Origin of the sequence: Curtobacterium poinsettiae, assembly GCF_047226435.1 — a bacterium.
GTDB lineage: Bacteria > Actinomycetota > Actinomycetes > Actinomycetales > Microbacteriaceae > Curtobacterium > Curtobacterium poinsettiae.
Genome location: NZ_CP178434.1, coordinates 2,371,812 through 2,397,931, shown reverse-complemented (window position 1 = coordinate 2,397,931; position 26,120 = coordinate 2,371,812). Strand labels below are relative to the sequence as shown.

Genomic DNA, 26,120 nt, shown 5'->3' with positions numbered 1-26,120 from the left:
AACGCGTTCCCACCGCGCGGTGGGAGCGCCGGAAGGATCACACAGCATGGCGTTGCGCGTCGGGGTCATCGGTGGGGGACAGCTGGCACGGATGATGGTGCCGGCCGCGGTCGAACTGGGGATCGACATCCGGGTGCTCGCCGAGGGGCCGGGCATGTCGGCGAGCATCGCCGCCACCGCCGAGGGTGACTACCACGACGCCGCCACGGTGCTCGAGTTCGCCCGACAGGTCGACGTCGTCACCTTCGACCACGAACACGTGCCCCAGGACGTTCTGCGCACGCTGGTCGACGCGGGCGTGGCGGTCCACCCCGGCCCCGACGCGCTGGCCGTCGCGCAGGACAAGATCACGATGCGTCGCCGGCTGAGCGACCTCGGCCTGCCGGTGCCCGACTGGGCGGCGGTGCACGACCCCGACGAGCTCCGCGGGTTCCTGGCCGACCACGGTGGCCGAGCCGTCGTCAAGACCCCGCGGGGCGGGTACGACGGCAAGGGTGTCCGGGTCGTCTCCGACGCCGCCGAGGTCGACGACTGGTTCATCGCCGTGGCCGAGGCCGGCGGCGACCAGGCCCTCCTGGTCGAGGAGCTCGTCCCCTTCACCCGCGAACTCGCGCAGTCCGTGGCACGCCGCCCCTCCGGGCAGGTCGTCGCCTGGCCGCTCGTCGAGACCGTGCAGCGCGACGGCGTCTGCGCCGAGGTCATCGCTCCGGCCCCGGACAGCGCCGGCCGGATCGCCGACCTGACCGAGTCGATCGCCGTCCGCATCGCCGAGGAACTCGGGGTCACCGGCGTGCTCGCCGTCGAGCTGTTCCAGACCGACGACGAGCGCATCCTGATCAACGAGCTCGCGATGCGTCCGCACAACACCGGGCACTGGACCATCGACGGCGCCACCACGAGCCAGTTCGAGCAGCACCTGCGTGCCGTCCTCGACCTGCCGCTCGGTGCCACCGGCTCGTTCGCCCCGGCGTCCGTCATGGTCAACGTGCTCGGCGGACCCGCCGACGGCGACCTCGCCGCCCGGTACCCAGCCGCACTCCAGGCCTTCCCCGAGGCCAAGTACCACTTCTACGGCAAGGCACCCCGGGCCGGGCGGAAGATCGGGCACGTCACGGTGCTCGGTGACGACGTCGACGACGTCGTCTACCGCGCTCGCGCGGCCGCGGCGCACTTCGACGACTGAGGTCGCCTCCTCGACGTGACCGGATCACGACACGGGAGGCCCGTGGCGACGCCGCCACGGGCCTCCCGTGTCGTGTCGGCGCGGGACGCACTTGTCGGCCGGTCTGCGGACACCCCCTCGGGTGGCACCCGCTCGGGAGGCTGGTGGGGGACGGGAACGCGTGTTCTCCTGGAGCATTCAGAGAACACACGTCCAGGGGAGTCTCCATGCGCCGCCGTCCGCGCCGTACCGCCGTCTGCGCCGCCGCAGTCGCCCTCGTCGCTGCCGTCGCCGGCCTGCTGCCGACCGCGACCGCGTCGGCAGCGACCTCGGCATCCGCCATCCGCTCGGCGACGTCCGCGTCGCTCTACGGCGCCGGGCCGTACCGGTCGCCCACGAGCGAGGCGGCGAAGGCCCAGACCGCCCTCGCAGCCACCGATCCGGCCGGTGCCGCGGCGGCGGGGACCATCGCCCGCTACCCCGTCGCCACCTGGCTCGGCGACTGGACGCAGGGGACACAGCTGACCAAGACCATCAGCACCGCCCTGACCGGGGCCGAACAGTCCGGCACCACCCCCGTGTTCGTGCTCTACGCGATCCCCGACCGTGACTGCGGCGGGTACTCGGCTGGCGGGTTCGACGAGCGTTCCTACGACGACTGGGTCGACCAGGTCACCGCGGCGCTCACCGGGCACCGTGCAGCCGTCGTCGTCGAACCGGACTCGCTCGCGATGCTCAGCAACGCCAAGTGCAGCACGGCGCTCGACGAGCAGCGCTACCGGATCCTCTCCCGCACCGTCGCCGGCCTGACCGCTGCCGGGGTCCCCGCGTACCTGGACGCCGGCAACTCGAACTGGGTGCAGCCCGCACTGATGGCATCGCGACTGAACAGCGCGGGGGTGCAGCAAGCCCGCGGCTTCTTCACGAACGTCGCGAACTACTACCCGACCGCCCAGGAGCAGGCGTACGCGCAGAAGGTGTCCGCCGCGACCGGGGGTTCCCACTACGTGATCGACACCTCGCGCAACGGGCAGGGCTGGCGCGGCACGTGGTGCAACGGACCCGGCGCCGGGCTCGGTACCTCGCCCCGGGTGGTGTCCGACGGCACGGCGCTCGACGCCCTGCTGTGGGTGAAGACCCCCGGTGCGAGCGACGGCACCTGCAACGGTGCCCCGGCCGCCGGCAAGTGGTTCTCGGCCTACGCACAGGCCCTCGTCGCGAACGCCCGCCTGGGGGCACCCGCTGCCGACATGACACCCCGTGGGTCGCTCGAGGCCGTCGCCGGCACCGGCGGCGGCGTCCGCGTGTCCGGGTGGGCCTACGACGAGGACGACCCCACGCAGCCCGTGCGGGTCCGTGCCACCGTGGACGGGGCCGCGGCCGGCGTCGCCACCGCCGGGCTCGACCGTCCCGACGTCGACGCCCGTGCCGGTGTCGGCGCGACCCACGGTTTCGACGTCGTGCTGCCCACCGCGGCCGGCGCTCGCCGTGTCTGCGTCACCGCGGTGAACATCGGCGCCGGATCGGACACCGCGCTCGGCTGCTCGACCGTCCGCGCCTACCGGCACGACCCCTACGCCGGGCTCGAGTCCGCCACGGCCGTGGCCCGCGGCATCGCCGTGCGCGGCTGGGCGTTCGACGGCGACGCGGTGACCGCGGCGACCCGGGTGGCGATCACGGTCGACGGCAGACGGGTGACGTCACTGGACGCCGGCCGGAAGCGTGCCGACGTGGACGCGACCTGGGGCTCCGGCCGTTCGCACGGCTTCGCGGGCACGGTCCGGGTGGCGGCCGGCAAGCACACGGTCTGCGCGGTCGCGCACAACACCGGGACCGGAGCGGACCGCACGGCGTCAACGTGCCGGACGGTGCGGGTGCGCTGAGGCGGCGCTCGGCGTCCGGTGCGAGGTTCCGGGTGCGAGAGGATGGACGCATGCCGCGTGATCTCGTCCGCCGGGTCGCCCGACGCCTGCGCCGTGTGCTCGTCGGGGCCCCACCGCAGCCGGTGCCCCTGCCCGTGCTCGGGTACGTCGTCGCCGGCGGTGGGGGCGCGCACCCGGCCTCGGCACACGTCCGTGTCGTCCGGCGCACCGAGCACCTGGCGTCGAGCGGCACCGCCGAGGCCCGTCAGGTGGACCCGGCCGCGTTCGTCGACGGCTCCGACACGACGCCGTACGCCGCACTCCTGGTGCAGCGTGACATCCTGCCGCGTGACGACGTGCAGCCCTTCCTGGCGGCCGCCGCGGCCCGGGGGATCCGCGTCGTGGCCGAGGTCGACGACGACTTCTTCACCGATTCCGGGCGCGAACGACTGGCCCGTGCCGAGTACGACCCCGACCGGCTCGCCTCGATCGACGCCCTGGTGCGGGGTGCCGACACCGTCGTCGTGAGCACGCCCGAACTCGCCGACGTCGTCCGTCCGGTCGCGCGGGACGTCGTCGTCGTGCCGAACGCCCTCGACCCGGAGATCTGGACCGCCGGCCCGACGGACGACGATGACGACGAGCGCCCCGAGGGGGAGCACCGGGTGCTGTACATGGGCACGCTCACCCACGCCGCCGACCTCGAACTGCTCCGTGACGTCTTCGCCGACCTCGCCACTGCGGACGGCACCCCGGTCCGGCTCGAGGTCATCGGCGTGACGGACGAGGGCGGCGCGGACTGGTTCCGCCGGGTCGTCGTCCCCGACGGGCACTACCCGGCCTTCTCCCGCTGGCTCGTGGCGCACCGGGAGCGCTGGCGAGCGGGTGTCGCACCCCTGCGCGACGAGGAGTTCAACCGCGCGAAGAGCGACCTGAAGTTCCTGGAGTACACCGCGCTCGGACTGCCCGCCGTGGTCTCGGACCGGCCGTCGTACGCGGTGGCACGGGCGCACGGCGCCGTGGCCGTCCCGGATGACGTCGGAGCGTGGCGGGACGCCGTGCGGACCGCTGTCGAACGTGGCCGACCGGACGAGCGCGCTGCGCGCTGGGTCGCCGAGGACCGCACGATCGGCCACGACGGCGACACCTGGCGGCGGGTCCTGCTCGGCTAGGCTCGTCGCGTGACCGACACCGCCGCACCCGCACAGCCGCTCGTCTCGATCATCATGGGGTCGGACTCCGACTGGCCGACCATGCGGGCCGCGGCGGAGATCCTCTCCGAACTCGGCATCCCGTTCGAGGCGGACGTCGTGTCGGCGCACCGCACCCCGGACAAGATGACCCGCTTCGCCCGCGCCGCCGCCGAGCGCGGCATCCGGGTCGTCATCGCCGGGGCCGGCGGCGCAGCACACCTGCCCGGCATGGTGGCCTCGATGACCACGCTGCCGGTGATCGGCGTCCCGGTGCAGCTCGCGCGCCTGGACGGCCTCGACTCGCTGCTCTCGATCGTGCAGATGCCGGCGGGCATCCCGGTGGCGACGATGGCGATCAACGGTGCCGCCAATGCCGGTCTGTTGGCGGCGCGCATCATCGGTTCCTCGGAGCCGGCCGTCGCCGCTCGGCTGACGGAGTACGCCGACGGGCTCGAGCGCCTGGTCGAGGAGAAGGCTGCGCGCCTCCGCGACGCACTCTGACGGGCAGGGCGGCGCGGGGCAGGGCGGGGCCGCGATCGGGTCCAGGGCCGCGCTACGGTAGCGGGATGCGCCGCGCCGTCCCCGTCCTCGTCCTCGCCGTGATCGCCGTGGTCGCCGCGGTGGTCTGCGGGTTCGCCCTGCACGCCGCCGGTCCGTTGAACCCGGTGTCCGGCTGGTTCGGCCCTGCTGAACGGGGCTTCGTCTCGACGAAGTCGCAGTACGACTCCATGCTCACCTCGGTGCACGTCGCCGAGGTCGCGGCCGTGGTCGTCGTCGTCGCGGTGCTGGCAGCCGTCGTGGTCGCGCTCGTCATGCGTCGTCGTCGCGCCCGGCCCTGATCGGACGGCGCAGACGACGACCCCTGCTCGAGTCGACGGGGCTCCCGGTCGCGCCACGCGCTCTGACCAGGACTCCCAGCCGACGGTTCGGTCATCGTGCAAGGCCCGCGCACTGGGGGTACGCAGCTGTGTCAACCCCCGGACGCACATCGTGGACAGCAACTACCGTGAACGCCGGGCAGCCGAGATCCGGTCGCCCGGCACCCACACCGAACGGGTGCGAACCGTCACGTCAGGGAGTGACCGAGCCCATGCAGGAACGCGCCACCAGGAGAGCCGCACTCGCCGTCGTGCTCCTCGGAGCAGCACTCGTCGCCGGCCCGCTCGGCCAGGGGACCGCAGCGACCGCCAGCTCGGCACCGCTCGGCGACGTCGGGAAGTTCAAGCAGACCTTCCGCGAGCAGTTCAGCACCCCGGCCAGCGCCAAGGGGGCCTTCGCGAAGCAGTACGCGAGGTCGTGGCAGCCGTACCCGGACGGCACCGGCGGCATGTACTACTCGGGGTCGCAGATCAGCTCGCACCACGGGTACATGGACGTCAAGCTCGACGGCAAGCACGGCGCCGCCGGCACCTTCGGCACGCCGACGGGCGCCTGGGGCCACAAGGGCGGGAAGTTCATCGTCCGCGCCAAGGCGACCGGTGGTGCCGGCAACGGCGCGGCCTTCATGCTCTGGCCGTCGTCCGACCGCTGGGCCGACGGGGAGATCGACTACCCCGAAGCCAACTTCGACCAGCAGCCGATGCTGCACCACCACTCGATGATCGCGGGACAGGAGGCGAACGCGGTGAGCGTGGGCACCGGTGTCTCCTGGCGGTCGTGGCACACGTACTCGATCGAGTGGATCCCCGGGAAGTCCGTCCGCTACCGCCTCGACGGCAAGGTGATCAAGACGGTCACCAGCCATGTGCCGAAGACGGCGCACCGGTACATGTTCCAGGTCGGCGACTGGGGCGACGCGGGGCACCTGTACATCGACTGGGTCAGCACCTACACGTACAAGGGCTGACGCGGTCCGACCGTCAGAGGTCGGCGTGCAGCTGCCAGGTCTCCGCCGCGGAGTCCGACCAGTCGTACATGCGTGCGCGGTCCGGACCCGCCACCGCCAGTCGGCTGGCCAGGTTCGGGTCGTGCACGACCTGGTAGACCGCCTGGGCGAGTCGTGCCGGGTAGGACTCCCGCGGCGACCGGGCGACGGTGACCCCGGCGTCCGAGGCGACCTCGGCCACGGCGGGGTCGTCGGAGTGGATCACCGGGGTACCGAAGCTCATCGCCTCGATCACGGGCAGGCCGAACCCCTCGGCGAGGCTCGGGAACACGAACACCGTCGCGCGGTCGTAGACCACCGCGAGGTCTGCGTCGTCGATGCGGCCGAGGACCTTCACCCGGTCGCGTGACAGGCCCGCACGCTCCGCGGTGCCGTACACGTCGACGTCTCCCCAGCCGTCCGGGCCCGAGATGACGAGGGGGATGTCGGCCGGAGCGTCCGGGTGGGCCATCGCCTCGATCAGGGAGGCCAGGGCCTTGCGGGGCTCGAGCGTGCCGACCGCGAGCACGTAGCGGTCGGGCAGGCCGAGACGTTCCGCGCGCAGGTCGGCGTCGACGGGCAGCCGGAGGCGTCCGCTCGGGGCGCCGCCGATGACGCGGAGCCGGTCGTCGAAGCGGTGGATCTCGTTCAGGGCCCCCGCGACGGCGTGGGTCGGCACCACGACGGCGTCGGCGTGCTTCCACGCTCGCTTCACCATCGCCTTGTGGAAGTGGACGCCGCGCGGCGTCAGGGTCTCGGGGTTGGTCCACGGCACGACGTCGTGCACGGTGACCACGGTCTGCCGACCCGGGTCCTGGAAACGGTCGTGCTTGACCAGTGGTGCGAGCACGCTCGGCGCGTGCACCATGCCCTTCGCAATGCCGCCGACGAACCCGCCCTGCCAGGCGAGCGACAGCTCGCGCCGCGGCAGCGGGAGCCGCTGCAGGTCGGACAGCCCCGGCAGGAGCGTCCGCAGGTGCGCCATCTCGTCGGACCCGACGGCGGAGACCACGCCCGCGACCTCGCACCCGCTCGGCGCGTGCTCGACGAGGTGCCGCGCCAGTTCCTCGGCGTAGCGCCCGATGCCGCCCGGCACGGGAGCGACGATCTGGTCGACGATGACGTGGAGGGTGGTCATGGTGCTGTGCTCCTCGTCGTGGTTCGTGGACCGGTGGTCCGTGGACCCCTGGTCAGGGGCCGAGAGCCGGCCCCGCGCTCGGCTGCCCGACACTACCAGGGTGGTCCCGGCGCCCCCTGGGCGCGGTCGGTGGGCGGTCTGGAGGCGCGGGTCGGGTTCCCGACGTACCGGGACCGACCCGCGCCTCCTGGCCGAGAGCCGCGCCTACGCGGTCAGCGCACCCGCCGCGACGGCGGCGTGCAGCGCCTCGCGCCAGTCGCGCATCGGCGCGAGGCCGGCGCGCGACCAGCCGTCGTGGCCGAGCACGCTGTACGCCGGACGCGGTGCCGGACGGACGAACGCCGCACTGTCCGTGGGCAGGACGCGCTCCGGGTCGAGCCCGAGCTCGCGGTAGATGGCCTGCGTGAAGTCGAACCAGGACCCCTGGCCCGCGTTCGTGCCGTGGTAGATGCCGGCCGGGGCGTCCCCGTCGACGAGTTCGACGATCCGGGCGGCGAGGTCGCCGGTCCACGTCGGCTGGCCGACCTGGTCGGTGACGACGCTGACGGTGTCGTGCGAGCCGGCGAGCCGGAGCATCGTCGCGGCAAAGTTCGGCCCGTGTGCGCCGTAGATCCACGCGGTGCGGACGACGTACGAGGTGTCCGGGGCGATCGCGCGCACCAAGGCCTCGCCGGCGGCCTTCGTGCGGCCGTAGGCGTTGATCGGGTCGGTCGGGGCGTCCTCGGCGTAGGGCGCCGTGCCGTTGCCGTCGAACACGTAGTCGGTCGACACGGTGACGAGCTTCGCGCCGTGGCGGACGGCGGCCTCGGCGAGGAGCTTCGGCCCGGTCGCGTTCACCGCGTGGGCGTCGTCCTCGTGGTCTTCCGCGTCGTCGACCTTGGTGTACGCGGCCGAGTTGACCACGACGTCGTGCCCGGCCACGGCGGCGTCCACCGCGGCCGGGTCGGTGATGTCGAGGTCGGCCCGCGACAGCGCGGTGACGTCGCGGCCCGCGAGCGCGGCCTGGAGGTCCTGGCCGAGCATGCCGGCCGCTCCGGTGATGAGGTACCTGGTCACGGTGTGCCGGTTCAGCTCAGGGCCGCACGCTGCTTGAGCGGCTCCCACCAGGCGCGGTTCTCGCGGTACCACTGCACGACGTCGGTCAGGCCCTGCTCGAACGGGACCTGCGGCTCGTAGCCGAGCTCGGCCTGGATCTTCGAGATGTCGACCGAGTAGCGCAGGTCGTGCCCGAGTCGGTCGGCGACGCGGTCGACGTACGACCAGTCCTTGCCGGTGGCGTCGAGGAGCAGCTGCGTGAGCTCCTTGTTGGTCAGCTCGGTGCCGCCGCCGATGTTGTAGATCTCGCCGGCGCGGCCGCGGGTCAGGACCATCGCGATGCCGCGGGTGTGGTCGTCGACGTGCAGCCAGTCGCGGATGTTGTTGCCCTCGCCGTACAGCGGGACGTGCACGTCGTCGATCAGGTTGGTGACGAACAGCGGGATGACCTTCTCGGGGAAGTGGTACGGGCCGTAGTTGTTCGAGCAGCGCGTGATCGAGAGGTTCAGCCCGTGCGTGCGGTGGTAGCTGCGGGCGAGCAGGTCGCTGCCGGCCTTCGACGCCGAGTACGGCGAGTTCGGCTCGAGCGGGCGTTCCTCGTCCCACGAACCCTCGCTGATGGAGCCGTAGACCTCGTCGGTGGAGACGTGCACGAAGCGCTCGGTGCCGTGGCGGAGTGCCGCGTCGAGCAGACGCTGGGTGCCGACGACGTTGGTCTCGACGAAGATGCCGGAGTCGCGGACCGAGCGGTCGACGTGGGACTCGGCGGCGAAGTGCACGATCGCGTCGACGGTCGGGACGACCTCGTCGAGCTTCGCGGCGTCGCGGATGTCACCGTGGACGAAGGTGTAGCGGGGGGAGTCGGCGACCGGGGCGAGGTTCGCTTCGTTGCCGGAGTAGGTCAGCGCGTCGTAGACCACGACCTCGGCGCCCTCGAGGCCGGGGTACGCGTCCTCCAGCGTGCGGCGGACGAAGTTCGAGCCGATGAAGCCGGCTCCTCCGGTGACGAGGATCTTCACGAGGTCTCTTCCTTTGCGTTGTCGACGGGGACGCGGATGGCGGCACCGGCGGGGTCGTCGGATCGAAAGCCGATTGTACGGGGCCGAGGCTCAGTCGGCCGTGGGGGCACGTCGACGTCGACGACGGCCGACGACGAGCACGGTCACGGTCGTGAGCACGGCGATCCCGACGGTCCCGCCCGTGACGAGCCACCCGGCGGTGAGCCCGGGCACCGAGTAGGACAGCCGGACGGTGTGCGAGCCCCGCGGGACCCAGACCGCGCCACCGGCGTTGTCCGCGGCGACGAGGTCGGTCGGCTCGCCGTCCACCGTGGCGTGCCAGCCCGGACGCCGGAGCGAATCCGCGACCACGAGCCAGCCGCCACCGGTCGCGTCGACGTCGGCGACGGTCTCGCTCGGGGCACTCGGCCGCAGCCGGACCACGGCGTCACCCGTCCGGTCGGCCCGGTGGCCGGTGGAGGTGCTGAGGACGACGGTGTCGTCGGAGAGCGCGTGCCCGGCGAGTGCCGCGAGCCGGTTGTCCGTCGACGCGAGCACCCGTTGGTCGGACGCCCACCGCACCCGGTCGAGCGCCGAGCTGCGCTGGTAGATCGTGGCGTCGCCGGTGTGCACGACCGACACGCCCTGGCCGGCGACGGGCCGGACGGTGTCCAGGACGGCCTTCCCGCCGGTGCCCGTTCCGATCGCGACCGGCTGCGACTGCCCGGTGACGGTGATCTCGGCGTGCCACTGCACACGCGACGGGATGCTCGACCCCGCGACGGCGACGTTGCGGGGGCCGCCGAGGGCGGGCACCCAGCTCTCGGTCTCGGCGAGGGTCTTCCCGGTGCCGTCCGCGACGATCGCGACGGTGAGGGTCATGCCCCGAGCCGACGTCGTGAGCTGCGGCGGGCCGGTGAGGGTCACACCGTTCACGGGGCCGGAGTTGCTCGGCCCGTCGACGGACGGTCGCCTCGTCGTCAGGTCGGTCCACCCCGTACGGCGGGCGCCGGCCTCGGGGGTCCCGGCGATCGGGGCGGAGGGGTCGGCGACGACGTACTTCGTGGCGACGCGGTCGAGGACGGCGGAGTCGACCAAGTGGGTCATCTCGTCGGGCGCGAACGTCAGGTACGTGGCCGTCGGGTACGTCGTCGGGTCGACGGTCCGCATGAGCTGCTTCCACTCCCGCGTCTGGAACGCGTGCCCGGTGGTCGAGCGGATGCCGTAGTACGAGGCCGACCCGGGCAACGTGGCGGTGCCGGCGGTGGCGAAGCGGTCCTGGGCGGACACGTGCTCCTGCAGGTAGTCGATCGCCGGCGACGACGGGTAGAACGTCGAGTTCGGCGCGATGGGCCACCAGCGGACCGTCGCGGCGACGGCGGGCACGCAGACCGCAGCGACGATGCCCATCGCGGCGGCGATCCGGAGCGCACGGATCCGCACGAGCCACGGAACGAGGACGAGGACGGCCGTCCCGGCGCCGACGACCCCGGTGACGAGGACGAGGAGCTTGGTCCGGTGCAGCACGTCGGCCGGCACCGTGTCGAGCGCCAGCGCCGTCTGCAGCCCGACCGACGCGGTGAACAGCACGACGAGGACGACCGTCGCGATCCGGCCCGCGCGCCGGAGCGGCGTGGCACGGCGGAACCGTGCGAGTTCGTCGCGCAGCGTCTCGGGCTCGACGACGCGTCCGAACCCGATGCCGGCGAGCACCGCGGCGAAGAAGCCCACGACGACACGCGCTCGACCGATCGGACTCGAGTCGAACACCGGGAGTTCCCGGACCGCGGCCAGGAGCGGGCCGCCGAGGAACACCAGCACGACGCTGAACGCCAGCACCGACGCGACGATCGGCACGACACCGCGCTGCCGACGCCGGACCAGCGCCGCGTCGGCGTCCCGCGCCGGTGCGGTGGCGGGCGCAGCGTCGACGGTGGGCGCTGCGTCGACGGCGGGCGCTGCTCCGCCAGCGGACGCTGCGTCGCGTCGACCCGGGCGGATCAGGACGGCGGCGGCGATGAGCACCACCGCGGCGATGCCGATGTACGAGTACTCCTCGACCGGGTTGCGGAGGCCCCACGCGCGGCCGGTGCTCGCCAGCGACGTGATGTCCGGGATCCAGGAACTCACCAGGGGCGCGGACCCGATGCCGGCACCGCCGCGCTGACCGCGACCGCCGAAGTCGACGACGTTCGCGGCGCTGATCGCGAACGGCACGAGTTGCCAGGCGGCGAGCAGGACACCGAGGACGATCCCGCCGAGGGCGATCCCCGCACTGACGAGCACCTGGCGGAGTGCGCGGTGGGCCACGATCGTGCGGGCCAGGAAGAAGAGGCCACCGACGAAGAGCCCGTAGCCGACGATCGCCGGGAAGCCCCCGAGCAGCATCGCGGTGACGACGAGGCCGACGCTGAACAGGTCGCGTGCACGGAGCTCGACGGCGGCCCGGTCGATGGCCCAGAACAGCAGCGGCAGGAAGGCGGCCACCCGGGTCTGCGGCCAGTTCGACCACGCGACCATGAAGCCGGACGACGCGAAGACGAGCGAGGCGATCGGCCACGCGGCCCGCGGGACGCCCCACCGACGCAGCAGCAGGGACATGCCGGCCGTGATCGCGACGATCTCGAGGAGTTTCACCGCGCCGGCCGCGGCCGAGAACGGCAGGATCCACCAGGGGAGCGACAGCGGGGACCACGCCCCGGAGTTCGGCACGCCGCCGAGTTCGACGCCCCCGGCGACGTACGGGTTCCATGACCCGAACACGCCTTCGTGCGCGAGCTTGACCAGGAGCGTCGTCTGGGGTGTGACGCTGTCGAGGGTGTCACTGCTCAGGATGTTCGTCGAGTTCCGCAGGGTCTCGAGCGACTCACCCCACGGGGTGTACCGGCTGAGCATGCCGGTGTTCAGGAACGTGCCCTGACCGATCAGCGCGGGCCCGATGGTGCAGGCGACGAACGCCACGAGCGCGGCCCAGGCGACGATCTCGACCCAGGACGAAGGGCGACGGAGCCAGAGCGCGAACCGCGTTCGGCCCTTCAGCATCGCCGACGCCGGGTCAGTCGCCATACCGCTGCAGTTTCTGCAGGTCGAGCTGCTCCTCGGCCAGCGTGCGGTTCAGGCGGGTGAGGTCGGCCACGACGCCGATGACGATCGACAGGAGCGCGGTGATGAGCAGGACGACACCGAGGATGATCGACTGCAGGTGGTTGCCGCCGGTGTGCATCGCCAGGAGCACCAGGTACCGGATGAGCGGCCAGAGTCCGAGTGCTCCGAGCACCGCCGCGACCCAGAGGAACAGCGCCATCGGCCGGTACATCAGGTAGACGCGGGCGATCGCCGAGCCGGACTCGAACATGTGCTGGAAGATGTTGTTGAAGAGCCGCGACTCGCGGGTCTTCGGGTTCGTCGTGATCGGCACCGACGCGATCGCCAGGCGCTTGTACCCGGCCTGCACGATGGTCTCCATGCAGTAGCTGAAGCGCGTCACGATGTTCAGGCGGATGAGCGAGTACTTCGAGTACGCGCGGAACCCGCTCGCCGCGTCGGGCAGGTCGAGCCCGGCCGCACGGCTCGCGACCCACGAGCCGAAGCGCTGCATGGCCTTCTTGAAGCCGGAGAAGTGCTCGATGGTGCGCGTCTGCCGGTCGCCGATGACGATCTCGGCTTCCTTCCGCAGGATCGGCTGCACGAGTTCGGCGATCTGTGCCTGCGGGTACTGGTTGTCCCCGTCGGTGTTCACGACGATGTCGGCACCGTGGAGCAGCGCGTAGTCGACGCCGTCACGGAACGAGCGGGCGAGGCCCATGTTCGTGGTGTGGTGCACGAAGTGCTTGACGCCGTGCTCCTTGGCGACCTCGACGGTGCGGTCGGTGCTGCCGTCGTTGATCACCAGGATCTCGATCTCGTCGATGCCGTCGATCTCCCGTGGGATGGAGTCGATGACGCTGGCGAGGGTGTTCTCCTCGTTGAGGCAGGGGATCTGGACGAATAGCTTCACGGGCTCGCTTGGTCTCGTTTCGGGAGTCGGCAATGCGCAGAACCATGACAGCCTATGCGAACTCACGGCTTGCTAGGCTTCCACGGTGCAGATCCGCGAACTGAAGATCCCTGGCGCGTGGGAGTTCACGCCCGTCCAGCACGGCGACGCACGAGGAGCATTCCTCGAGGCGTACCGTGCCGACGTCCTCGAGGAGACCGTCGGTCACCCGCTCGACCTCCGCCAGGTGAACATGTCGATCTCCGCGGCCGGTGTCGCCCGCGGCATCCACTACGCCCTCGTCGCACCGAGCCAGGCGAAGTACGTCACCGCCGTGCGCGGGGCGTTCATCGACTACATCGTCGACATCCGCGTCGGGTCCCCGACGTTCGGCCAGTGGGACTCGGTCCGCATCGACGACGTCGACCGCAAGGCCGTCTACCTGTCCGAGGGGCTCGGCCACGCGATCGTCGCGCTCGAGGACCAGTCGACGGTGAACTACCTGGTCAGCGCGCACTACGACCCCGAGCGCGAGAAGGGGATCACCATCCTCGACCCGACGGTCGGGCTCGACCTGCCCGAGGGTCTCGGCGAGCTGGTGCTGTCCGAGAAGGACACCAGCGCCCCCACCCTCGAAGAAGCCGCGGCCCAGGGGCTGCTGCCGACGTACGAGGAGTGCGTCGCGTACACCGAATCGCTCCGGACGAAGAAGTAAGGGGAAAGCGATGAAGGGCATCATCCTCGCCGGCGGTTCCGGCACGCGCCTCTGGCCGATCACCAAGGGCATCAGCAAGCAGCTCATGCCGATCTACGACAAGCCGATGGTCTACTACCCGCTGTCGACCCTGATGATGGCGGGCATCCGACAGGTGCTGGTCATCACGACGCCGGAGTACAACGACCAGTTCCGGGCCCTGCTCGGCGACGGCTCGGCGTTCGGCATGGAGATCGAGTACGCCGTCCAGCCGTCCCCGGACGGTCTCGCCCAGGCCTTCGTCATCGGTGAGGAGTTCATCGGCGACGACAGCGTCGCGCTCGTCCTCGGCGACAACATCTTCCACGGCACCGGCCTCGGCACGAACCTGCGGAAGAACACCGAGGTCGACGGCGCGACGATCTTCGCCTACCACGTGGCCGACCCGAAGGCGTACGGCGTCGTGGAGTTCGACGACGACTTCACCGCCGTCTCCATCGAGGAGAAGCCGGCCGAGCCGAAGTCGAACTACGCCGTCCCCGGCCTGTACTTCTACGACAACAAGGTCATCGAGATCGCCAAGACCATCGAGCCGAGCGCCCGCGGGGAACTCGAGATCTCGACGGTCAACGAGCGCTACCTCGAGGCCGGTGAGCTCGGCGTCCAGGTCCTCGACCGCGGCACGGCGTGGCTCGACACCGGCACGTTCGAGTCGATGATGCAGGCGTCGGAGTACGTGAAGGTCATCGAGGACCGTCAGGGCTTCAAGATCGGGTGCATCGAGGAGATCGCCTGGCGCAACGGCTGGATCGACGACGCGCAGCTCGCCGAGCTCGCCGCGCCGCTGGTCAAGGGCGGCTACGGCGTCTACCTCCAGCGACTCCTCGGCGTCTAGCACCGCCCGTGGCCTCCGGTTCCGGGTGGTTCGGTCGCCGTCGTCGCGACGCGACGGCTGCCGACCACCCCGACCGGGAGGCCCGTCCCGCGCCCGCGACGACGGCTGAGGTCGTCCGCGTGGCCGGGTTCCCGGACCCGCTGCCGCGGCTGGACCACGACGTCACGGTGCTCGTGACGACCCGCTCGGACCGGCACGCCGAGGTCGCCCGGCTGGTGTCGGTCGCCCACGATGCCTTCGGTCGTGGCGCTGACGTCCGGGCCGTGAGCTACGTCGCCGATGCGTCGCCGGTCGACCCGTTCGGGCGTCGCCTGCCGTGGGTGCGGACCGTGCCCGTGGACGGCCTGGGGTCCGCGATCAACGCCGGCCTCGCCGCCGGGGTCGGACGGGTCCTCCTGCTGGTCGACACCTCGGTGACGATCGATGCCGGCGGTCTCCTGGCACTCGCCGAGACCGGAGTCCACCGCCTGGTGCAGGCCTCGGTGCGCACGGCGGACGGTTCGGCGAGGAACGGTGCACTGCTCATCCGTCCCGGCGCACTCCCGTGGTCGGACGACCGTCCGTTCGGCACGGGGGACTCGGTGTTCGGTGCCGATCAGCCCGTGCTCGCTGTGCCCCGGGCCGCGATCGTCCCTGTGCCCGTGCTCACGGACGAGCCGACGACGCTCGTCGGGTGGACGCACGCGTGCGCTGTGCGCCAGCGACCGCAGTCGGGTCCCACGATCCTGGTGGAGGACGTCGGTGAGACCGTCCGACTCACTGAACCCGGGCGGACGATCGACGCCGCCACCGTGGACGCGTTCTCGGCCTGGCGGGACGCGAGACGGGACTCGGTCGACGGCCGGGGTGCTGCAGTCTCCGCCGGGCCGCCGTTGCCACCGTGGGGAGCGCGCCCGGTGACCCCGGTCCGTCAGACGCCTCGTCGCGCCAGCGATACGCTCGCCTGGTCGCTGAAGATCGCCGCGCCTGCCGGGCCGGAGGGCGACGGGTGGGGCGACGTGCACTTCGCCGCCGAGCTGGCCGGTGCCCTCGAACGGCTCGGGCAGCGCGTCCGGATCGACCGGCGGGACGCCCACGTGCGCGACGACGATGCTGCGGACGACGTGACGCTGGTGATCCGCGGGCTGGATCGGGTGCCGCCGAACCCCGCCTCGGTGAACCTGCTCTGGGTGATCAGCCACCCTGATGACGTCGCCGACACCGAGCTGCGGTCGTTCGACGTCGCCTTCGCGGCCGGTCCGGTGTGGGCGGCTGCCGCGGCCGATCGTTCGGGCGTGCCGGTCCGGACGCTGCTGCAGGCGACCGACCCCGCGGTGTTCCACCCGGGCGCGCGGGCGGCGACGAGCCCCGATGCCGACCGCGTGGTGTTCGTCGGCTCGACCCGCGGCGCCGCGCGCCCCATCGTGTCCGACGCGGTCGGGCTCGGTGCCGACCTGCGCGTGCACGGTCCGGGGTGGGACGAGGTCGTCCCCGCGGAGTCGCTCGGCGAATCGTCGCTGACCCGGCCCGAGGTCGCGGCGGCCTACGCCTCGGCGCGTGTGGTGCTCAACGACCACTGGCCGGACATGGCGGCGGGCGGCTTCGTGTCGAACCGGGTGTTCGACGTGCTGGCGTCCGGGGGAGTCGTCGTCACCGACGAGGTCGCCGGGCTGTCCGACGTGCTCGACGTGCCGACGCTCGCGGTCGCGCGCTCCCGCGACGAACTCGCCGCGCTGCTGGACCCGTCGTACGCCTGGCCGACTGCTGCCGAGCGGGCCGTCGTGGCCGAGTACATCGCCGCCGAGCACTCCTTCGACGCCCGTGCCGCCGTCCTGCTCGAGGCAGCTCGAACCGAACGCACCCGCCTCCGCTCCTGACCCGACTCCTCGCGAACCAGGTTCCGGCGCGGGCGGGGTTCGGCTCAGGCGGGTCAGGCGGCGCGGTGGGCGACAGGGAGTTCGGCGCCTGACGGGTCCGGTTCCGGTGGGAGCGTCGGGCGCCAACTACGTCGGAGCGCGCCGAGTAGGAGGAACCAGTCGATGACCGGGAAGGCGCCGAAGAACGCCATCCACGCCGGGGTCCCGATGTCACGGAGCCGCCGTGCGCCGAGTGCCAGGTTCGGGATCGCGGTGACGATGCACCACGCGAAGAGCACCCACTGCGACGGGGAGCCCTCGGCGAGGATGCGCCATCCGTGGTCGCTGCCCTCGAGGGTCAGGACGGACTGTCCGATCCCGAGGAACCCGGGGGTGTTCTGGAAGTCGGTCATCGAGTCGTCGGCGCCCCGGACACCGGTGATCATCGGCACGAGGGTGAGCACGAGCCAGACCACGAGCAGGTCGGCCCCGCGTGCCCACCAGAACTCGGCGCGGCTCGCACGGCCGCTGCGGAACGTGAAGGCTCCGGTCCAGTAGCGGCGGGCGGCGTCGATCGGGCCGCAGCCGAGCCAGGGTCCGGGATCACGTTGCACGGCGCCGAGCCTAGTGGCGCCGGGTACCCGCCAGACACCGGTGTTCGCACGTCGAACACTCCCAGATCGCGGTGTAACACGTGGACACCGGTGTTTTGCGACCTGGGCGACCGGGGTACCGGTGGGCGGGGGCTACTTGCGCGTCACCCAGCGGGCGCGGAGCGACAGGCCCGCGTGCAGGACGACCCGCAGGGGCCAGAGCCACCACGCCCGGTACTTCCGCGACAGGAACCGGTAGGCGCTCCGGTGGTGCTCGATCTCCATGCGGCGGCGGTTGGACGACGTCGAGTGGGCACCGGTGTGGGTGACGACCGACGACGGCACGTACACGTTCGCCCGGCCGGCACGACCGACGCGCTGCCCGAGGTCGACGTCCTCGAAGTACATGAAGTACGACTCGTCGAAGCCCCCGAGCTGGCGGAACAGGTCGGTGCGGATGAGGAAGCACGCACCCGAGAGCCAGCCGGCCTCGCGTTCGACGACCTTCGTGGTGGACCAGTACCGCTGGCTCCACGGGTTCGCGGGCCAGAACCGCGAGAACGCCGCGTGGCCGAGGCCGGTCCGGAGCGAGGGGAGCTGCCGGGCGGACGGGTAGGTCTCGCCCTGGTCGTCGAGGATCCGGGGGCCGAACGACCCACCGGACGGCATCCGGTCGGCCGCGGCCACGAGCTCGTCGATCGAGCCCTCGCCGAGCACGACGTCGGGGTTCGTCACGAGCAGGAACTCCGGTCGCACGTCGGGCAGCACGTCGTCGAGGGCGCTCAGGGCTGCGTCGATCCCGCCGCCGTACCCGCGGTTGCCGCCGGAGGACACCACGACGGCGCCGTAGGACTCACCGATCGCCCGGAGCGCGTCGATGTCGGCCGAGCCGTTGTCCGCGATGACGACGGCGACCGGGTCCTTCGAGGCGCCGGCGACGCTGGCCAGGAACGGCCGGATGGTCTCACCGGTGTTGTAGGTGACCGTGAGCACCGCGACCCGGATCACCGCGTCCTCCCACCGACGGACTCGTACGCCTCGACGTGCACGGCGGCGGTGGCGTCCCAGGTGAACTCGTCCGCCCGCGCCAGCGCCGCCGCACGGTGCGAGGCCACGAGCGCCGGGTCGTCGAGCAGCGCTGTCATCGCGGCGGCCAGTGCCGTCGCGTCGGGCTCGGTGTAGACGGCCGCGTCGCCACCGACCTCGGGCAGCGACAACCGCCGGGTGGTCAGGACGCAGGCGCCGGAGGCCATCGCCTCGACCACGGGCAGGCCGAAGCCCTCGCCCAGGGACGGGTAGACGACGAAGTCCGCACCGCCGAGGAAGCCGGCGAGGTCCTCGAGCGGCAGGTACCCCGCCTCGATGACGTGGTCGGTGGGCTGCAGGGCGTCGAGGCGTGCGATCGCGGTCTCGTCCCAGCCGCGCGCCCCCGACAGGACCAGCCACGGCGTGTCCGCGCCGCCGGCCGCACGCGCGGACCGCACCGCGGCGTACGCGTCGAGCAGCGCGGTGACGTTCTTCCGCGGTTCGATGGTGCCGAGGAACGCGATCCACGGAGCGCCCTCGGGCAGGGTGGCGGCGATCCGGGCGTCCTCGACCGCGGCGACGTCGGGCTCGTGGAAGACCGTGCGGTCGACGCCGAGCGGTGCGACCCGGACGTCGGCACGGATGCCGCGGACGACCCGGGCGGCCTCGGTCGCGGTGGCCGCGCTCGGCACGATGACGACGGGCCGGGTGCGCAGCGAACGACGGCTCCACCACGTGAAGAAGGTGCGCTTCAGGCGCGAGTGCCACTCGGGGTTCGAGAAGAACGTGGCGTCGTGCAGCGTGACGACGGACCCGCCGCGCCAGCCGAACGGGAACGTGTAGTGCGGGGAGTGCAGCACCCGCGCCCCGAGCCGACGGCCGAGCGCCGGCAGTCCGGTCTGCTCCCACAGGAACCGCAGCGGTACCGAGTCGGTCCACGCCGGCGCCGTGTGCACGGTGGCGTTCGGCGCGAGCGAGCGGAAGTGCGCGGCGTGCACGGGACGGACGACCAGGTGGACGTCGAGCGACGGGTCGCTCAGGTGCGACACGACCCCTTCGACGTAGCGTCCGACGCCGCCGAGCGCCTGCGGTACCGCGGTCCCGTCGACGAGGACGGTGAGCTGCGGCACGCGTGGTTCCTTCCGGGCGGGGGCGTCGTGGCCGTGGCCGTCGACGGGGGAGTGTCCAGGATAGCCCGCTGCGCTCATGCGCCCGGGTCCACGCGGCGGCGCGGGACGGACGCGCGCCGGGTCTCGCGCAGCCGGCGCGCGAGGTGGACCGGCAGGGTCCCCGCGACGTCCGCGAACGCTGCCAGGACGAGCCGCGCCTCCCGGCGGGTGCGACCGGAGGCCAGCCCGCGCAGACCGCGGCCCAGCGTGCGGACGCTCGCCCGCGCGACGGTCGGCCAGGGGGCGTGCCAGAGGGCGACGACGATGCGGTTGCGGGCGTTCCGGAAGACGAACAGGTCGCTCTGCACGCCGGACGACGCCGAGTGGTCGTGCTCGACGACCGCGTCGGCGGCGTGCTCGACGCGCCAGCCGCGGCGGCGGAGCCGCCAGGCGAGCTCGGTGTCCTCGTAGTACATGAAGAGCGACTCGTCGAGCAGGCCGACGTCGTCCAGGGCCGTGCGCCGCAGCGCGGAGGCGCCGCCGGAGAACCCGAAGACGTCGACGTCGGCGACCCGGTCGACGGGCGCGAACCAGTCGCGGTCCATGCCGTTGCCGTCGCGGTCGACGCGGACGCCGGTCGAGTTGAGCCGGACCTCGCCGTCCGCCGACGGCGTCCAGCGCCGCCCGTCGTGGTCGCGCATGACGCGCGCATCGGGCGCTGGTTCCGCACCGGCCGGGAGGACCGTCCAGCGTCCGGCGAGCACGATGCGGCCCGTCACCGCCGCGACCTCGGGCCCGGCGTGCGCCAGGTGGTCGCGGAGCGCCGCGACGAAGCCCGGCGCGGGCACGGCGTCGTTGTTCAGGAGCACGACGACGTCGGCGTCGGTGTGCCGGATGCCGGTGTTCGCGCCGGCCGCGAACCCGCCGTTGTCGTCCCGCGCGACGACGGTCGCGTCCGGCAGTGCCTGGCGGAGCACGGCGACCGAGTCGTCCGACGACCCGTTGTCGACGACGATGACGTCGTCGGCGGTGCCCTCGTCGAGCACGGCGCGGACGGCCGCGGTGGTCAGGTCGGCGCGGTTCCAGTTGACGACGACGACGGCGGTGCGCAACGTGTCGTCGGCTCGGGGAGCGCCGACGGCACGGGCCCCGGTGTCGCCGTCGACCGGGGTCAGTCGAGCTCCTCGACCGTGGGCTGCGCGTAGACGGTGCCGACGGCGTTGCCGAACGAGGGGACCTCGAACGAGTCGCACTCCGGCATGTCGTGCAGGTGGCGGCCCGCGGAGTCCATCATCGACACGTTGATGAAGTACTTGCCGGTGCCGAAGGCGGTGTCCGCGATGCGGAGACGGAGCTTCCGGCGGCCGTGCAGCGGGTGCAGTTCGAGGCCCATGATGCCGGTGGTGGTGCCGTAGACGACCTGGCCGCCGGCGTTGTTGATCTGGACTGCGGCCTCCCAGTCGGCGATGCCGTCCAGGTGCTCGAACTCCATGTCCACGACGAGGTCGTCGCCCGGCATGACGTCCGCGCGGGGCTCCTTGCCGTCGACGTGCACGCTCGCACCGAGGACCTTGCCGCGGCCGACGGCGACGTCGGTGCTGAGCTCGCCCTGGCGGCGTTCCTCGAGCACCTCGCGGAACATGCTCACGGCCTGCACGGGGTCGCCGTCGTGCAGCACCTTGCCCTTGTTGAGCAGGACGACGCGGTCGCACATCTCCTGCACCTGGCTGAGCGAGTGCGTGACGATGATGATCGTCTTGCCGGCTTCCTGGAAGGTGCGGATGCGGTCGAGGCACTTGCGCTGGAAGGCCTCGTCACCGACCGCCAGGACCTCGTCGACGAGCAGCACGTCGGGGTCGGTGTGCACGGCGACGGCGAAGGCGAGCCGCACGTACATGCCTGATGAGTAGAACTTCACCTGCGTGTCGATGAAGTCCCCGATGCCCGAGAACGCCAGGATGTCGTCGAACTTCTCGTCGGTCTGCTTGCGGCTGAGGCCGAGCAGGCTCGCGTTGAGGTACACGTTCTCGCGGCCGGACAGGTCGGGGTGGAACCCGGCGCCGAGCTCGAGCAGCGCGGCGAGGCGACCGCGGCGGGACACCGTGCCGGACGTCGGCTGGATGATGCCGCCGATCGCCTTGAGCAGGGTCGACTTGCCGGAGCCGTTCTGACCGATCAGTCCGACGGTCGAGCCGGCCTGGATCGACACGGTGACGTCGTCGAGGGCCCAGAAGTCCTGGCGGTGCTTGCGGCCGGCGCGACCGAGGGTGACGATGCGCTCGCGCAGGGTGTTGTCCTTGCGCACCGTGAAGCGCTTGCGCACGTGGTCGATGACGATGACGTCGGGACGGTCGGCGGTGTCGCCGGTGGTCGTCGGGGCGACGGGGGTGCTGATGGCCATGGTCTAGAGCTCCTGCGCGAAGTTGCCCTGCAGGCGGGAGAAGATCCGCTGCGCACCGATGAGGCAGAAGAGCCCGATCACGAAGGCGATCCCCAGCCGCAGCATCAGGTGTTCCGGGTACGTGACGTCGGCCGGGTCGTGCAGCCAGATCGCGTTCTGCAGGCCGAGCACCGCCAGCGTCAGCGGGTTGTTCGTGTACGCGGTGATGAGCCAGTCGGCGTTCACCGTGGCGACCACGCGCGCGTAGGAGTAGACGATCGGCGAGGCCCAGAGCAGGACCATCAGGCCGACGTCGATGACGAACTGCACGTCGCGCAGGTACACGTTGAGCGCGGACAGCACGAGACCGATGGCCGCGCCGTAGACCAGGATGACGGCGAGCGAGGGGATCAGGTAGACCAGGCCCTCGTGCCAGGGGAAGACCCCGATCACGACCGTCGCGGCGAGCAGGATCGCGAACTGGATGGTGAAGTTCACCAGGGCCGCGCCCACACTGGCGAGCGGGAAGACCTCGCGCGGGACGTAGACCTTCTTGATCAGCCCGGAGTTGCCGACGATCGAGCCCGTCGACCCGGCGACGATCTCGCTGAAGAGCGTGTAGGCGGTCAGGCCGGTGAAGACGTAGATGGCGAAGTTGTCGATGCCGTTGGCGGCGCCGAGGACCTTGCCGATGACGAAGTAGTAGATGAGCAGCTGGGTCAGCGGGCGCACGAGCGTCCAGACGAACCCGAGTGCCGAGTCCTTGTACCGGGCCTTCAGGTCACGTCGGACGAGCATGCCGAGCATCTCGCGCTGCCGGAAGACGTCGCGCAGCTCGCGGAAGGTTCCGCGGAAGGCGCTCGTCGGAGCGCCGATCACGACGAGGGGTTCCTTCGCGAGCGCGGTCATGCGGGCTTGGTCGACCATACGTCTCTTCGTTCGTGGGGGCAGGACCGGAACAGCATACTCACCGGGCCCGCGTGGCGGGGTTGGGCGACGGCCGTCGTGCACCCCGAGTGGGGGTGATTCCGGCCGATCCAACCCTCAACCTTCACTTTCGAGTTACCGTTGTTGCAACCCGGACCCTTGTCAACATCCTCAGGACGGCCCGTCAGCATGCTCCTCGCATCCAGGCCGATCGCTGCGTTCGCGGTGGTCGGTGCACTCAGTCTCCTCGTGGCCGGTTGTTCCGGCGGTGGCGACGACGCCACCCCGTCGCCGTCGGCCTCCGCCACGCGCACCCCGAGTGCGACCCCGACCGGCGACGCCTCGGCGACCGCGGCACCCACCGGAGCGGCCCCGTCGCCGACCGACGGTGCGTCCGGCGACGGCGGCTCCGACTCCGGCGCCGGAGACGACGACACCCCCGGTCCGTTCCCGGGCAGCGGCGCGACGAACCAGCCGGACACCGACCCGTCGGAGTTCCCGGCCACGGCCGTCGTGACCTACGCCGGCTGGGACACCGGCTCGAAGACGCTCCAGGCCGGCGGCCTGGTCTCCGGCACCACCGACACGAGCGGGAAGTGCACCTTCACCGCGACGAAGAACGGCGTCACGCGGAAGGCCACGAGCACCGCGCAGGCGAGTGCCTCGTCGGTGAACTGCGCGCAGGTGTCGTTCCCCGCGGCGAAGGTGCCGAGCGGCACCTGGTCCGTCACCCTGACCTACGCCATCGGCTCCGCGTCGACGACGTCCGACCCCCTGACCGCCGAGGTCCCGTGATGCGCCCCACCCGTTCCCCCCGTCCCGACAGCGATGACCGCCCCGTCCGGCGGTCCCTCCGCAGCTCCCTCGCGCTGGTGGCGTCCCTCGCCGTCGCGGTGAGCGGTCTGACCTTCGGCACGGTGCTCTCGGAGCAGACCACGACCCGGTCGGCGTCGGCCGCCGTCGCCTCGGACTTCGACCCGGGCAACATCATCAGCGACGCGAACTTCTACAACGGCTCGGCCATGAGCGCCGCAGCCGTGCAGTCGTTCCTGACGAGCGTCGCACCGAACTGCCGCAAGGCCTCGGGTGGGCCCGCCTGCCTGAAGGACTTCTCGCAGAAGATGAGCTCGATCGGCGCGGTCTCCGGCCGGTGCAAGGCCATCGCCGGCGGCACCAAGAGCGCCGCGACGATGATCGCCCAGGTCGGTGCCGCGTGCGGCATCAGCCAGAAGGTGCTGCTCGTGCTCCTGCAGAAGGAGCAGGGCATCGTGACGACGTCCTCGCCGACGTCCTACATGTACCTGCACGCCACCGGCTTCGCGTGCCCGGACACCGCCCCGTGCGACCCGGCGTACTTCGGCTTCGGCCAGCAGGTCTACGCCGCGGCGCTGCAGTTCAAGCGGTACCAGGCGACGCCGACCTCGTGGGCGTACCAGGCGGGCCGGACGAACTCGATCCTGCTCAACCCGAACGCCGCGTGCGGCCGCAAGTCCGTCTACATCCAGAACCAGGCCACCGCGGCGCTCTACATCTACACGCCGTACACGCCGAACGCCGCGGCGATGTCGAACCTCTACGGCAGCGGCGACGGCTGCTCGGCCTACGGCAACCGCAACTTCTGGCGCATGTACACCGACTGGTTCGGCGCCTCCAGCGGCAGCGGCAACCCGGTCGGCAACGTCGACGCGGTGACCGCCACCGCCACCTCGACCCTGACGGTCCGGGGATGGGCCGCCGACCCCGACACGACGAACCCCCTGCGCGTCGCGTTCTACGTCGACGGCGACGGCGCGAAGACCATCACCGCCGACGCGAACCGCAGCGACCTGGCGGGCACCCTCGGGGCGAACAACACCCGGCACGGGTTCTCGACGACCCTGACCGGGCTGAGCCTCGGCAAGCACAACGTCTGCACGTACGCCATCAACCAGGGCCGCGGCGGCAACACCCTGCTCGGCTGCTACACCCGCACCGTCACGAGCGAAGCGCCGAAGGGCGTCCTCGACTCGGTGACCGGCGGCGTCGGCACGATCTCGGCGAGCGGCTGGGTCCTCGACCCCGACTCGTCGAAGCCCGGCTCGTGGAAGATCCTGGTCGACGGCGTGAGCAAGGCGACCGGCACGGCCGACACGACCCGCACCGACGTGGCGAAGGTCTACCCGGGCGTCGGCAGCACCCTCGGCTTCTCGAAGACGATCGGTGGGATGTCCGCCGGCAAGCGCGCGGTGACGCTCTACGTGGTGGACAAGCCCGGCACGAAGTACGTCAAGGTCGCGTCGAAGTCCGTCGTCGTCGACGCCCCCACCACCGGCAAGACCGGCAAGACCGGCAAGGTCCGCGGCTCGTACGACTCCGTCACCGGCGGCGTCGGCACGGCCACCGTGCGGGGCTGGGCGATCGACCCGGACGTCTGGGACCCGGTCAAGTACAAGATCCACGTCGACGGCGTGAGCACGAACAGCGGTGTCGCGGACGCCACGCGCACCGACGTCGCGGCGGACCACCCCACCTGGGGCTCGGACGTCGGCCTGACGCTCCGGCTCACCGGACTGAAGGCCGGCAAGCACACCGTGCGCGTCTACTTCCAGGACCTGCAGGGCGGCAAGTACGTCAGCTTCGGCACCAAGTCCGTGACCGTGACCGCCGCATCGTCCGCCGAACCCGACGCGTCGGGGACGACGGGCAAGACGGGCAAGACGGGTTCGGTCAAGGGCGCGTACGAGTCCGTGACCGGCGGCGTGAACAGCGCCACGGTGCGCGGTTGGGCGATCGACCCCGACGTCTGGGACCCGGTGCAGTACAAGATCCACGTCGACGGTGTCGCCATCGCCCCCGGAGCCGCGAACGCGAAGCGGACCGACGTCGAGGCCGTGCACCCCGCCTGGGGTTCCGACGTCGGCCTGTCCCTGAAGATCCCCGGGCTGACCGCCGGCACCCACTCGGTGCGGGTGTACTTCCAGGAGCTGCCGAGCGGCACCTACAAGAGCTTCGGCACGAAGAGCGTGCGGGTCACCGACCCGCCCACCACCGGCAAGACGGGCAAGACCGGTTCGGTCAAGGGCCTGTACGAGTCGGTCACCGGCGGCGTCGGCACCATCACGGTCGCCGGCTGGGCCATCGACCCGGACGTCTGGGACCCGGTCGGCTACAAGATCCACCTGGACGGCGTGGCCGTCTCGCCGGGCACCGCGAACGCGACCCGGACCGACGTGCAGGCCGCACACCCGGACTGGGGGTCGGACGTGGGACTGTCGCGGAAGTTCACCGGGCTGAAGAAGGGCACGCACACCGTGCGCGTCTACTTCCAGGACCTGCCGAGCGGCACCTACAAGAGCTTCGGCACCAAGACCGTCACCGTGCAGTAGACGGTCACCACGACGGACGGGAGGCCTGGTACCAGCTGGTACCGGGCCTCCCGTCCGTCTGTTGGTCG

General features: G+C 71.7%; 22 protein-coding genes. 11 read left to right on the top strand and 11 right to left on the bottom strand.

From position 1 onward, the window contains the following. Positions 1-46: 46 nt before the first annotated feature. The 6 genes from ACL00U_RS11210 to ACL00U_RS11185 all read left to right on the top strand — a co-directional run bounded on the left by ACL00U_RS11210 (position 47) and on the right by ACL00U_RS11185 (position 6,063). On the top strand, positions 47-1,183 hold the full coding sequence (locus ACL00U_RS11210; protein ID WP_017888772.1) for a 5-(carboxyamino)imidazole ribonucleotide synthase: 1,137 nt from the start codon (positions 47-49) through the stop codon (positions 1,181-1,183). A gap of 206 nt (positions 1,184-1,389) precedes the next feature. After that, positions 1,390-3,045, top strand: a complete 1,656-nt coding sequence (locus ACL00U_RS11205) for a glycoside hydrolase family 6 protein (RefSeq protein WP_051067421.1) — start codon at positions 1,390-1,392, stop codon at positions 3,043-3,045. A 50-nt stretch (positions 3,046-3,095) separates the two neighbouring features. Beyond that, on the top strand, positions 3,096-4,196 hold the full coding sequence (locus ACL00U_RS11200) for a glycosyltransferase (protein ID WP_017888773.1): 1,101 nt from the start codon (positions 3,096-3,098) through the stop codon (positions 4,194-4,196). A gap of 54 nt (positions 4,197-4,250) precedes the next feature. Further along, the gene (purE, locus tag ACL00U_RS11195) at positions 4,251-4,718 is read left to right on the top strand and encodes a 5-(carboxyamino)imidazole ribonucleotide mutase (RefSeq protein WP_081612388.1); all 468 of its coding nucleotides are present in this window, start codon (positions 4,251-4,253) and stop codon (positions 4,716-4,718) included. 65 nt (positions 4,719-4,783) lie between these two features. Further along, positions 4,784-5,056, top strand: a complete 273-nt coding sequence (locus tag ACL00U_RS11190; RefSeq protein ID WP_017888775.1) for a hypothetical protein — start codon at positions 4,784-4,786, stop codon at positions 5,054-5,056. Positions 5,057-5,295: 239 nt separating this feature from the next. Further along, on the top strand, positions 5,296-6,063 hold the full coding sequence (locus ACL00U_RS11185; RefSeq protein WP_017888776.1) for a family 16 glycosylhydrolase: 768 nt from the start codon (positions 5,296-5,298) through the stop codon (positions 6,061-6,063). Between the two features lie 13 nt (positions 6,064-6,076). Here the strand turns inward: ACL00U_RS11185 and ACL00U_RS11180 are convergent, their stop codons facing one another. From ACL00U_RS11180 to ACL00U_RS11160, 5 genes are all read right to left on the bottom strand, one after another. Then, positions 6,077-7,219: a glycosyltransferase family 4 protein gene (locus ACL00U_RS11180; RefSeq protein WP_017888777.1), complete on the bottom strand. Its 1,143-nt coding sequence runs from the start codon at positions 7,217-7,219 to the stop codon at positions 6,077-6,079. Between the two features lie 204 nt (positions 7,220-7,423). After that, positions 7,424-8,275, bottom strand: coding sequence for a dTDP-4-dehydrorhamnose reductase (gene rfbD, locus ACL00U_RS11175; RefSeq protein WP_017888778.1), 852 nt, complete (start codon positions 8,273-8,275; stop codon positions 7,424-7,426). Positions 8,276-8,286: 11 nt separating this feature from the next. Continuing rightward, positions 8,287-9,273: a dTDP-glucose 4,6-dehydratase gene (gene rfbB, locus ACL00U_RS11170; protein ID WP_017888779.1), complete on the bottom strand. Its 987-nt coding sequence runs from the start codon at positions 9,271-9,273 to the stop codon at positions 8,287-8,289. A 90-nt stretch (positions 9,274-9,363) separates the two neighbouring features. Next, positions 9,364-12,318 carry a hypothetical protein gene (locus tag ACL00U_RS11165; protein ID WP_412873403.1) on the bottom strand — a complete coding sequence of 985 codons (2,955 nt, stop codon included), beginning with the start codon at positions 12,316-12,318 and terminating at the stop codon, positions 9,364-9,366. After that, a complete protein-coding gene (locus tag ACL00U_RS11160) occupies positions 12,308-13,249 on the bottom strand; it encodes a glycosyltransferase family 2 protein (protein ID WP_017888781.1) in 942 nt (313 codons plus the stop codon). The genes ACL00U_RS11165 and ACL00U_RS11160 overlap by 11 nt, the downstream gene beginning before the upstream one ends. Before the next feature lie 85 nt (positions 13,250-13,334). On the opposite strand from ACL00U_RS11160, the gene ACL00U_RS11155 reads away from it, so the two are divergent. From ACL00U_RS11155 to ACL00U_RS11145, 3 genes are read left to right on the top strand one after another with little or no spacing between them, the layout of a single operon-like run. Beyond that, entirely contained in the window at positions 13,335-13,943 is a 609-nt protein-coding gene (locus ACL00U_RS11155; protein WP_017888782.1) for a dTDP-4-dehydrorhamnose 3,5-epimerase family protein, read from the top strand. Positions 13,944-13,953: 10 nt separating this feature from the next. Beyond that, entirely contained in the window at positions 13,954-14,817 is an 864-nt protein-coding gene (gene rfbA / locus ACL00U_RS11150; protein ID WP_017888783.1) for a glucose-1-phosphate thymidylyltransferase RfbA, read from the top strand. An 8-nt stretch (positions 14,818-14,825) separates the two neighbouring features. Continuing rightward, a complete protein-coding gene (locus ACL00U_RS11145; RefSeq protein WP_412873402.1) occupies positions 14,826-16,673 on the top strand; it encodes a glycosyltransferase family protein in 1,848 nt (615 codons plus the stop codon). A 53-nt stretch (positions 16,674-16,726) separates the two neighbouring features. Here ACL00U_RS11145 and ACL00U_RS11140 read toward each other — a convergent pair whose 3' ends face one another. The 6 genes from ACL00U_RS11140 to ACL00U_RS11115 form a co-directional block, all read right to left on the bottom strand. Continuing rightward, complete coding sequence (locus ACL00U_RS11140; protein ID WP_042538807.1) at positions 16,727-17,266, bottom strand: DUF805 domain-containing protein; 540 nt, start codon at positions 17,264-17,266, stop codon at positions 16,727-16,729. A 132-nt stretch (positions 17,267-17,398) separates the two neighbouring features. After that, positions 17,399-18,253, bottom strand: a complete 855-nt coding sequence (locus tag ACL00U_RS11135; RefSeq protein WP_214518766.1) for a glycosyltransferase family 2 protein — start codon at positions 18,251-18,253, stop codon at positions 17,399-17,401. Continuing rightward, complete coding sequence (locus ACL00U_RS11130) at positions 18,250-19,401, bottom strand: glycosyltransferase family 4 protein (RefSeq protein WP_412873401.1); 1,152 nt, start codon at positions 19,399-19,401, stop codon at positions 18,250-18,252. The genes ACL00U_RS11135 and ACL00U_RS11130 overlap by 4 nt, the downstream gene beginning before the upstream one ends. A gap of 74 nt (positions 19,402-19,475) precedes the next feature. Next, positions 19,476-20,492, bottom strand: a complete 1,017-nt coding sequence (locus ACL00U_RS11125) for a glycosyltransferase family 2 protein (protein ID WP_017888788.1) — start codon at positions 20,490-20,492, stop codon at positions 19,476-19,478. 59 nt (positions 20,493-20,551) lie between these two features. Then, on the bottom strand, positions 20,552-21,781 hold the full coding sequence (locus ACL00U_RS11120; protein WP_017888789.1) for an ABC transporter ATP-binding protein: 1,230 nt from the start codon (positions 21,779-21,781) through the stop codon (positions 20,552-20,554). Between the two features lie 3 nt (positions 21,782-21,784). Further along, positions 21,785-22,687, bottom strand: coding sequence for an ABC transporter permease (locus tag ACL00U_RS11115; protein WP_017888790.1), 903 nt, complete (start codon positions 22,685-22,687; stop codon positions 21,785-21,787). A gap of 189 nt (positions 22,688-22,876) precedes the next feature. Between ACL00U_RS11115 and ACL00U_RS11110 the strand changes: the two genes are divergently transcribed. Continuing rightward, positions 22,877-23,482 (top strand): hypothetical protein, encoded by a 606-nt coding sequence (locus tag ACL00U_RS11110; RefSeq protein ID WP_056070885.1) that lies wholly within the window; start codon positions 22,877-22,879, stop codon positions 23,480-23,482. A 77-nt stretch (positions 23,483-23,559) separates the two neighbouring features. Next, positions 23,560-26,052, top strand: coding sequence for a hypothetical protein (locus ACL00U_RS11105; RefSeq protein ID WP_052481761.1), 2,493 nt, complete (start codon positions 23,560-23,562; stop codon positions 26,050-26,052). Positions 26,053-26,120 lie beyond the last annotated feature (68 nt).

Coding starts and splice junctions, on each gene's coding strand:
- ACL00U_RS11210 (WP_017888772.1), top strand. CDS start 47: ATGGCGTTGCGCGTCGGGGTCATCGGTGGGGGACAGCTGGCACGGATG.
- ACL00U_RS11205 (WP_051067421.1), top strand. CDS start 1,390: ATGCGCCGCCGTCCGCGCCGTACCGCCGTCTGCGCCGCCGCAGTCGCC.
- ACL00U_RS11200 (WP_017888773.1), top strand. CDS start 3,096: ATGCCGCGTGATCTCGTCCGCCGGGTCGCCCGACGCCTGCGCCGTGTG.
- purE (WP_081612388.1), top strand. CDS start 4,251: ATGGGGTCGGACTCCGACTGGCCGACCATGCGGGCCGCGGCGGAGATC.
- ACL00U_RS11190 (WP_017888775.1), top strand. CDS start 4,784: ATGCGCCGCGCCGTCCCCGTCCTCGTCCTCGCCGTGATCGCCGTGGTC.
- ACL00U_RS11180 (WP_017888777.1), bottom strand. CDS start 7,219: ATGACCACCCTCCACGTCATCGTCGACCAGATCGTCGCTCCCGTGCCG.
- ACL00U_RS11165 (WP_412873403.1), bottom strand. CDS start 12,318: ATGGCGACTGACCCGGCGTCGGCGATGCTGAAGGGCCGAACGCGGTTC.
- rfbA (WP_017888783.1), top strand. CDS start 13,954: ATGAAGGGCATCATCCTCGCCGGCGGTTCCGGCACGCGCCTCTGGCCG.
- ACL00U_RS11120 (WP_017888789.1), bottom strand. CDS start 21,781: ATGGCCATCAGCACCCCCGTCGCCCCGACGACCACCGGCGACACCGCC.
- ACL00U_RS11115 (WP_017888790.1), bottom strand. CDS start 22,687: ATGGTCGACCAAGCCCGCATGACCGCGCTCGCGAAGGAACCCCTCGTC.
- ACL00U_RS11110 (WP_056070885.1), top strand. CDS start 22,877: ATGCTCCTCGCATCCAGGCCGATCGCTGCGTTCGCGGTGGTCGGTGCA.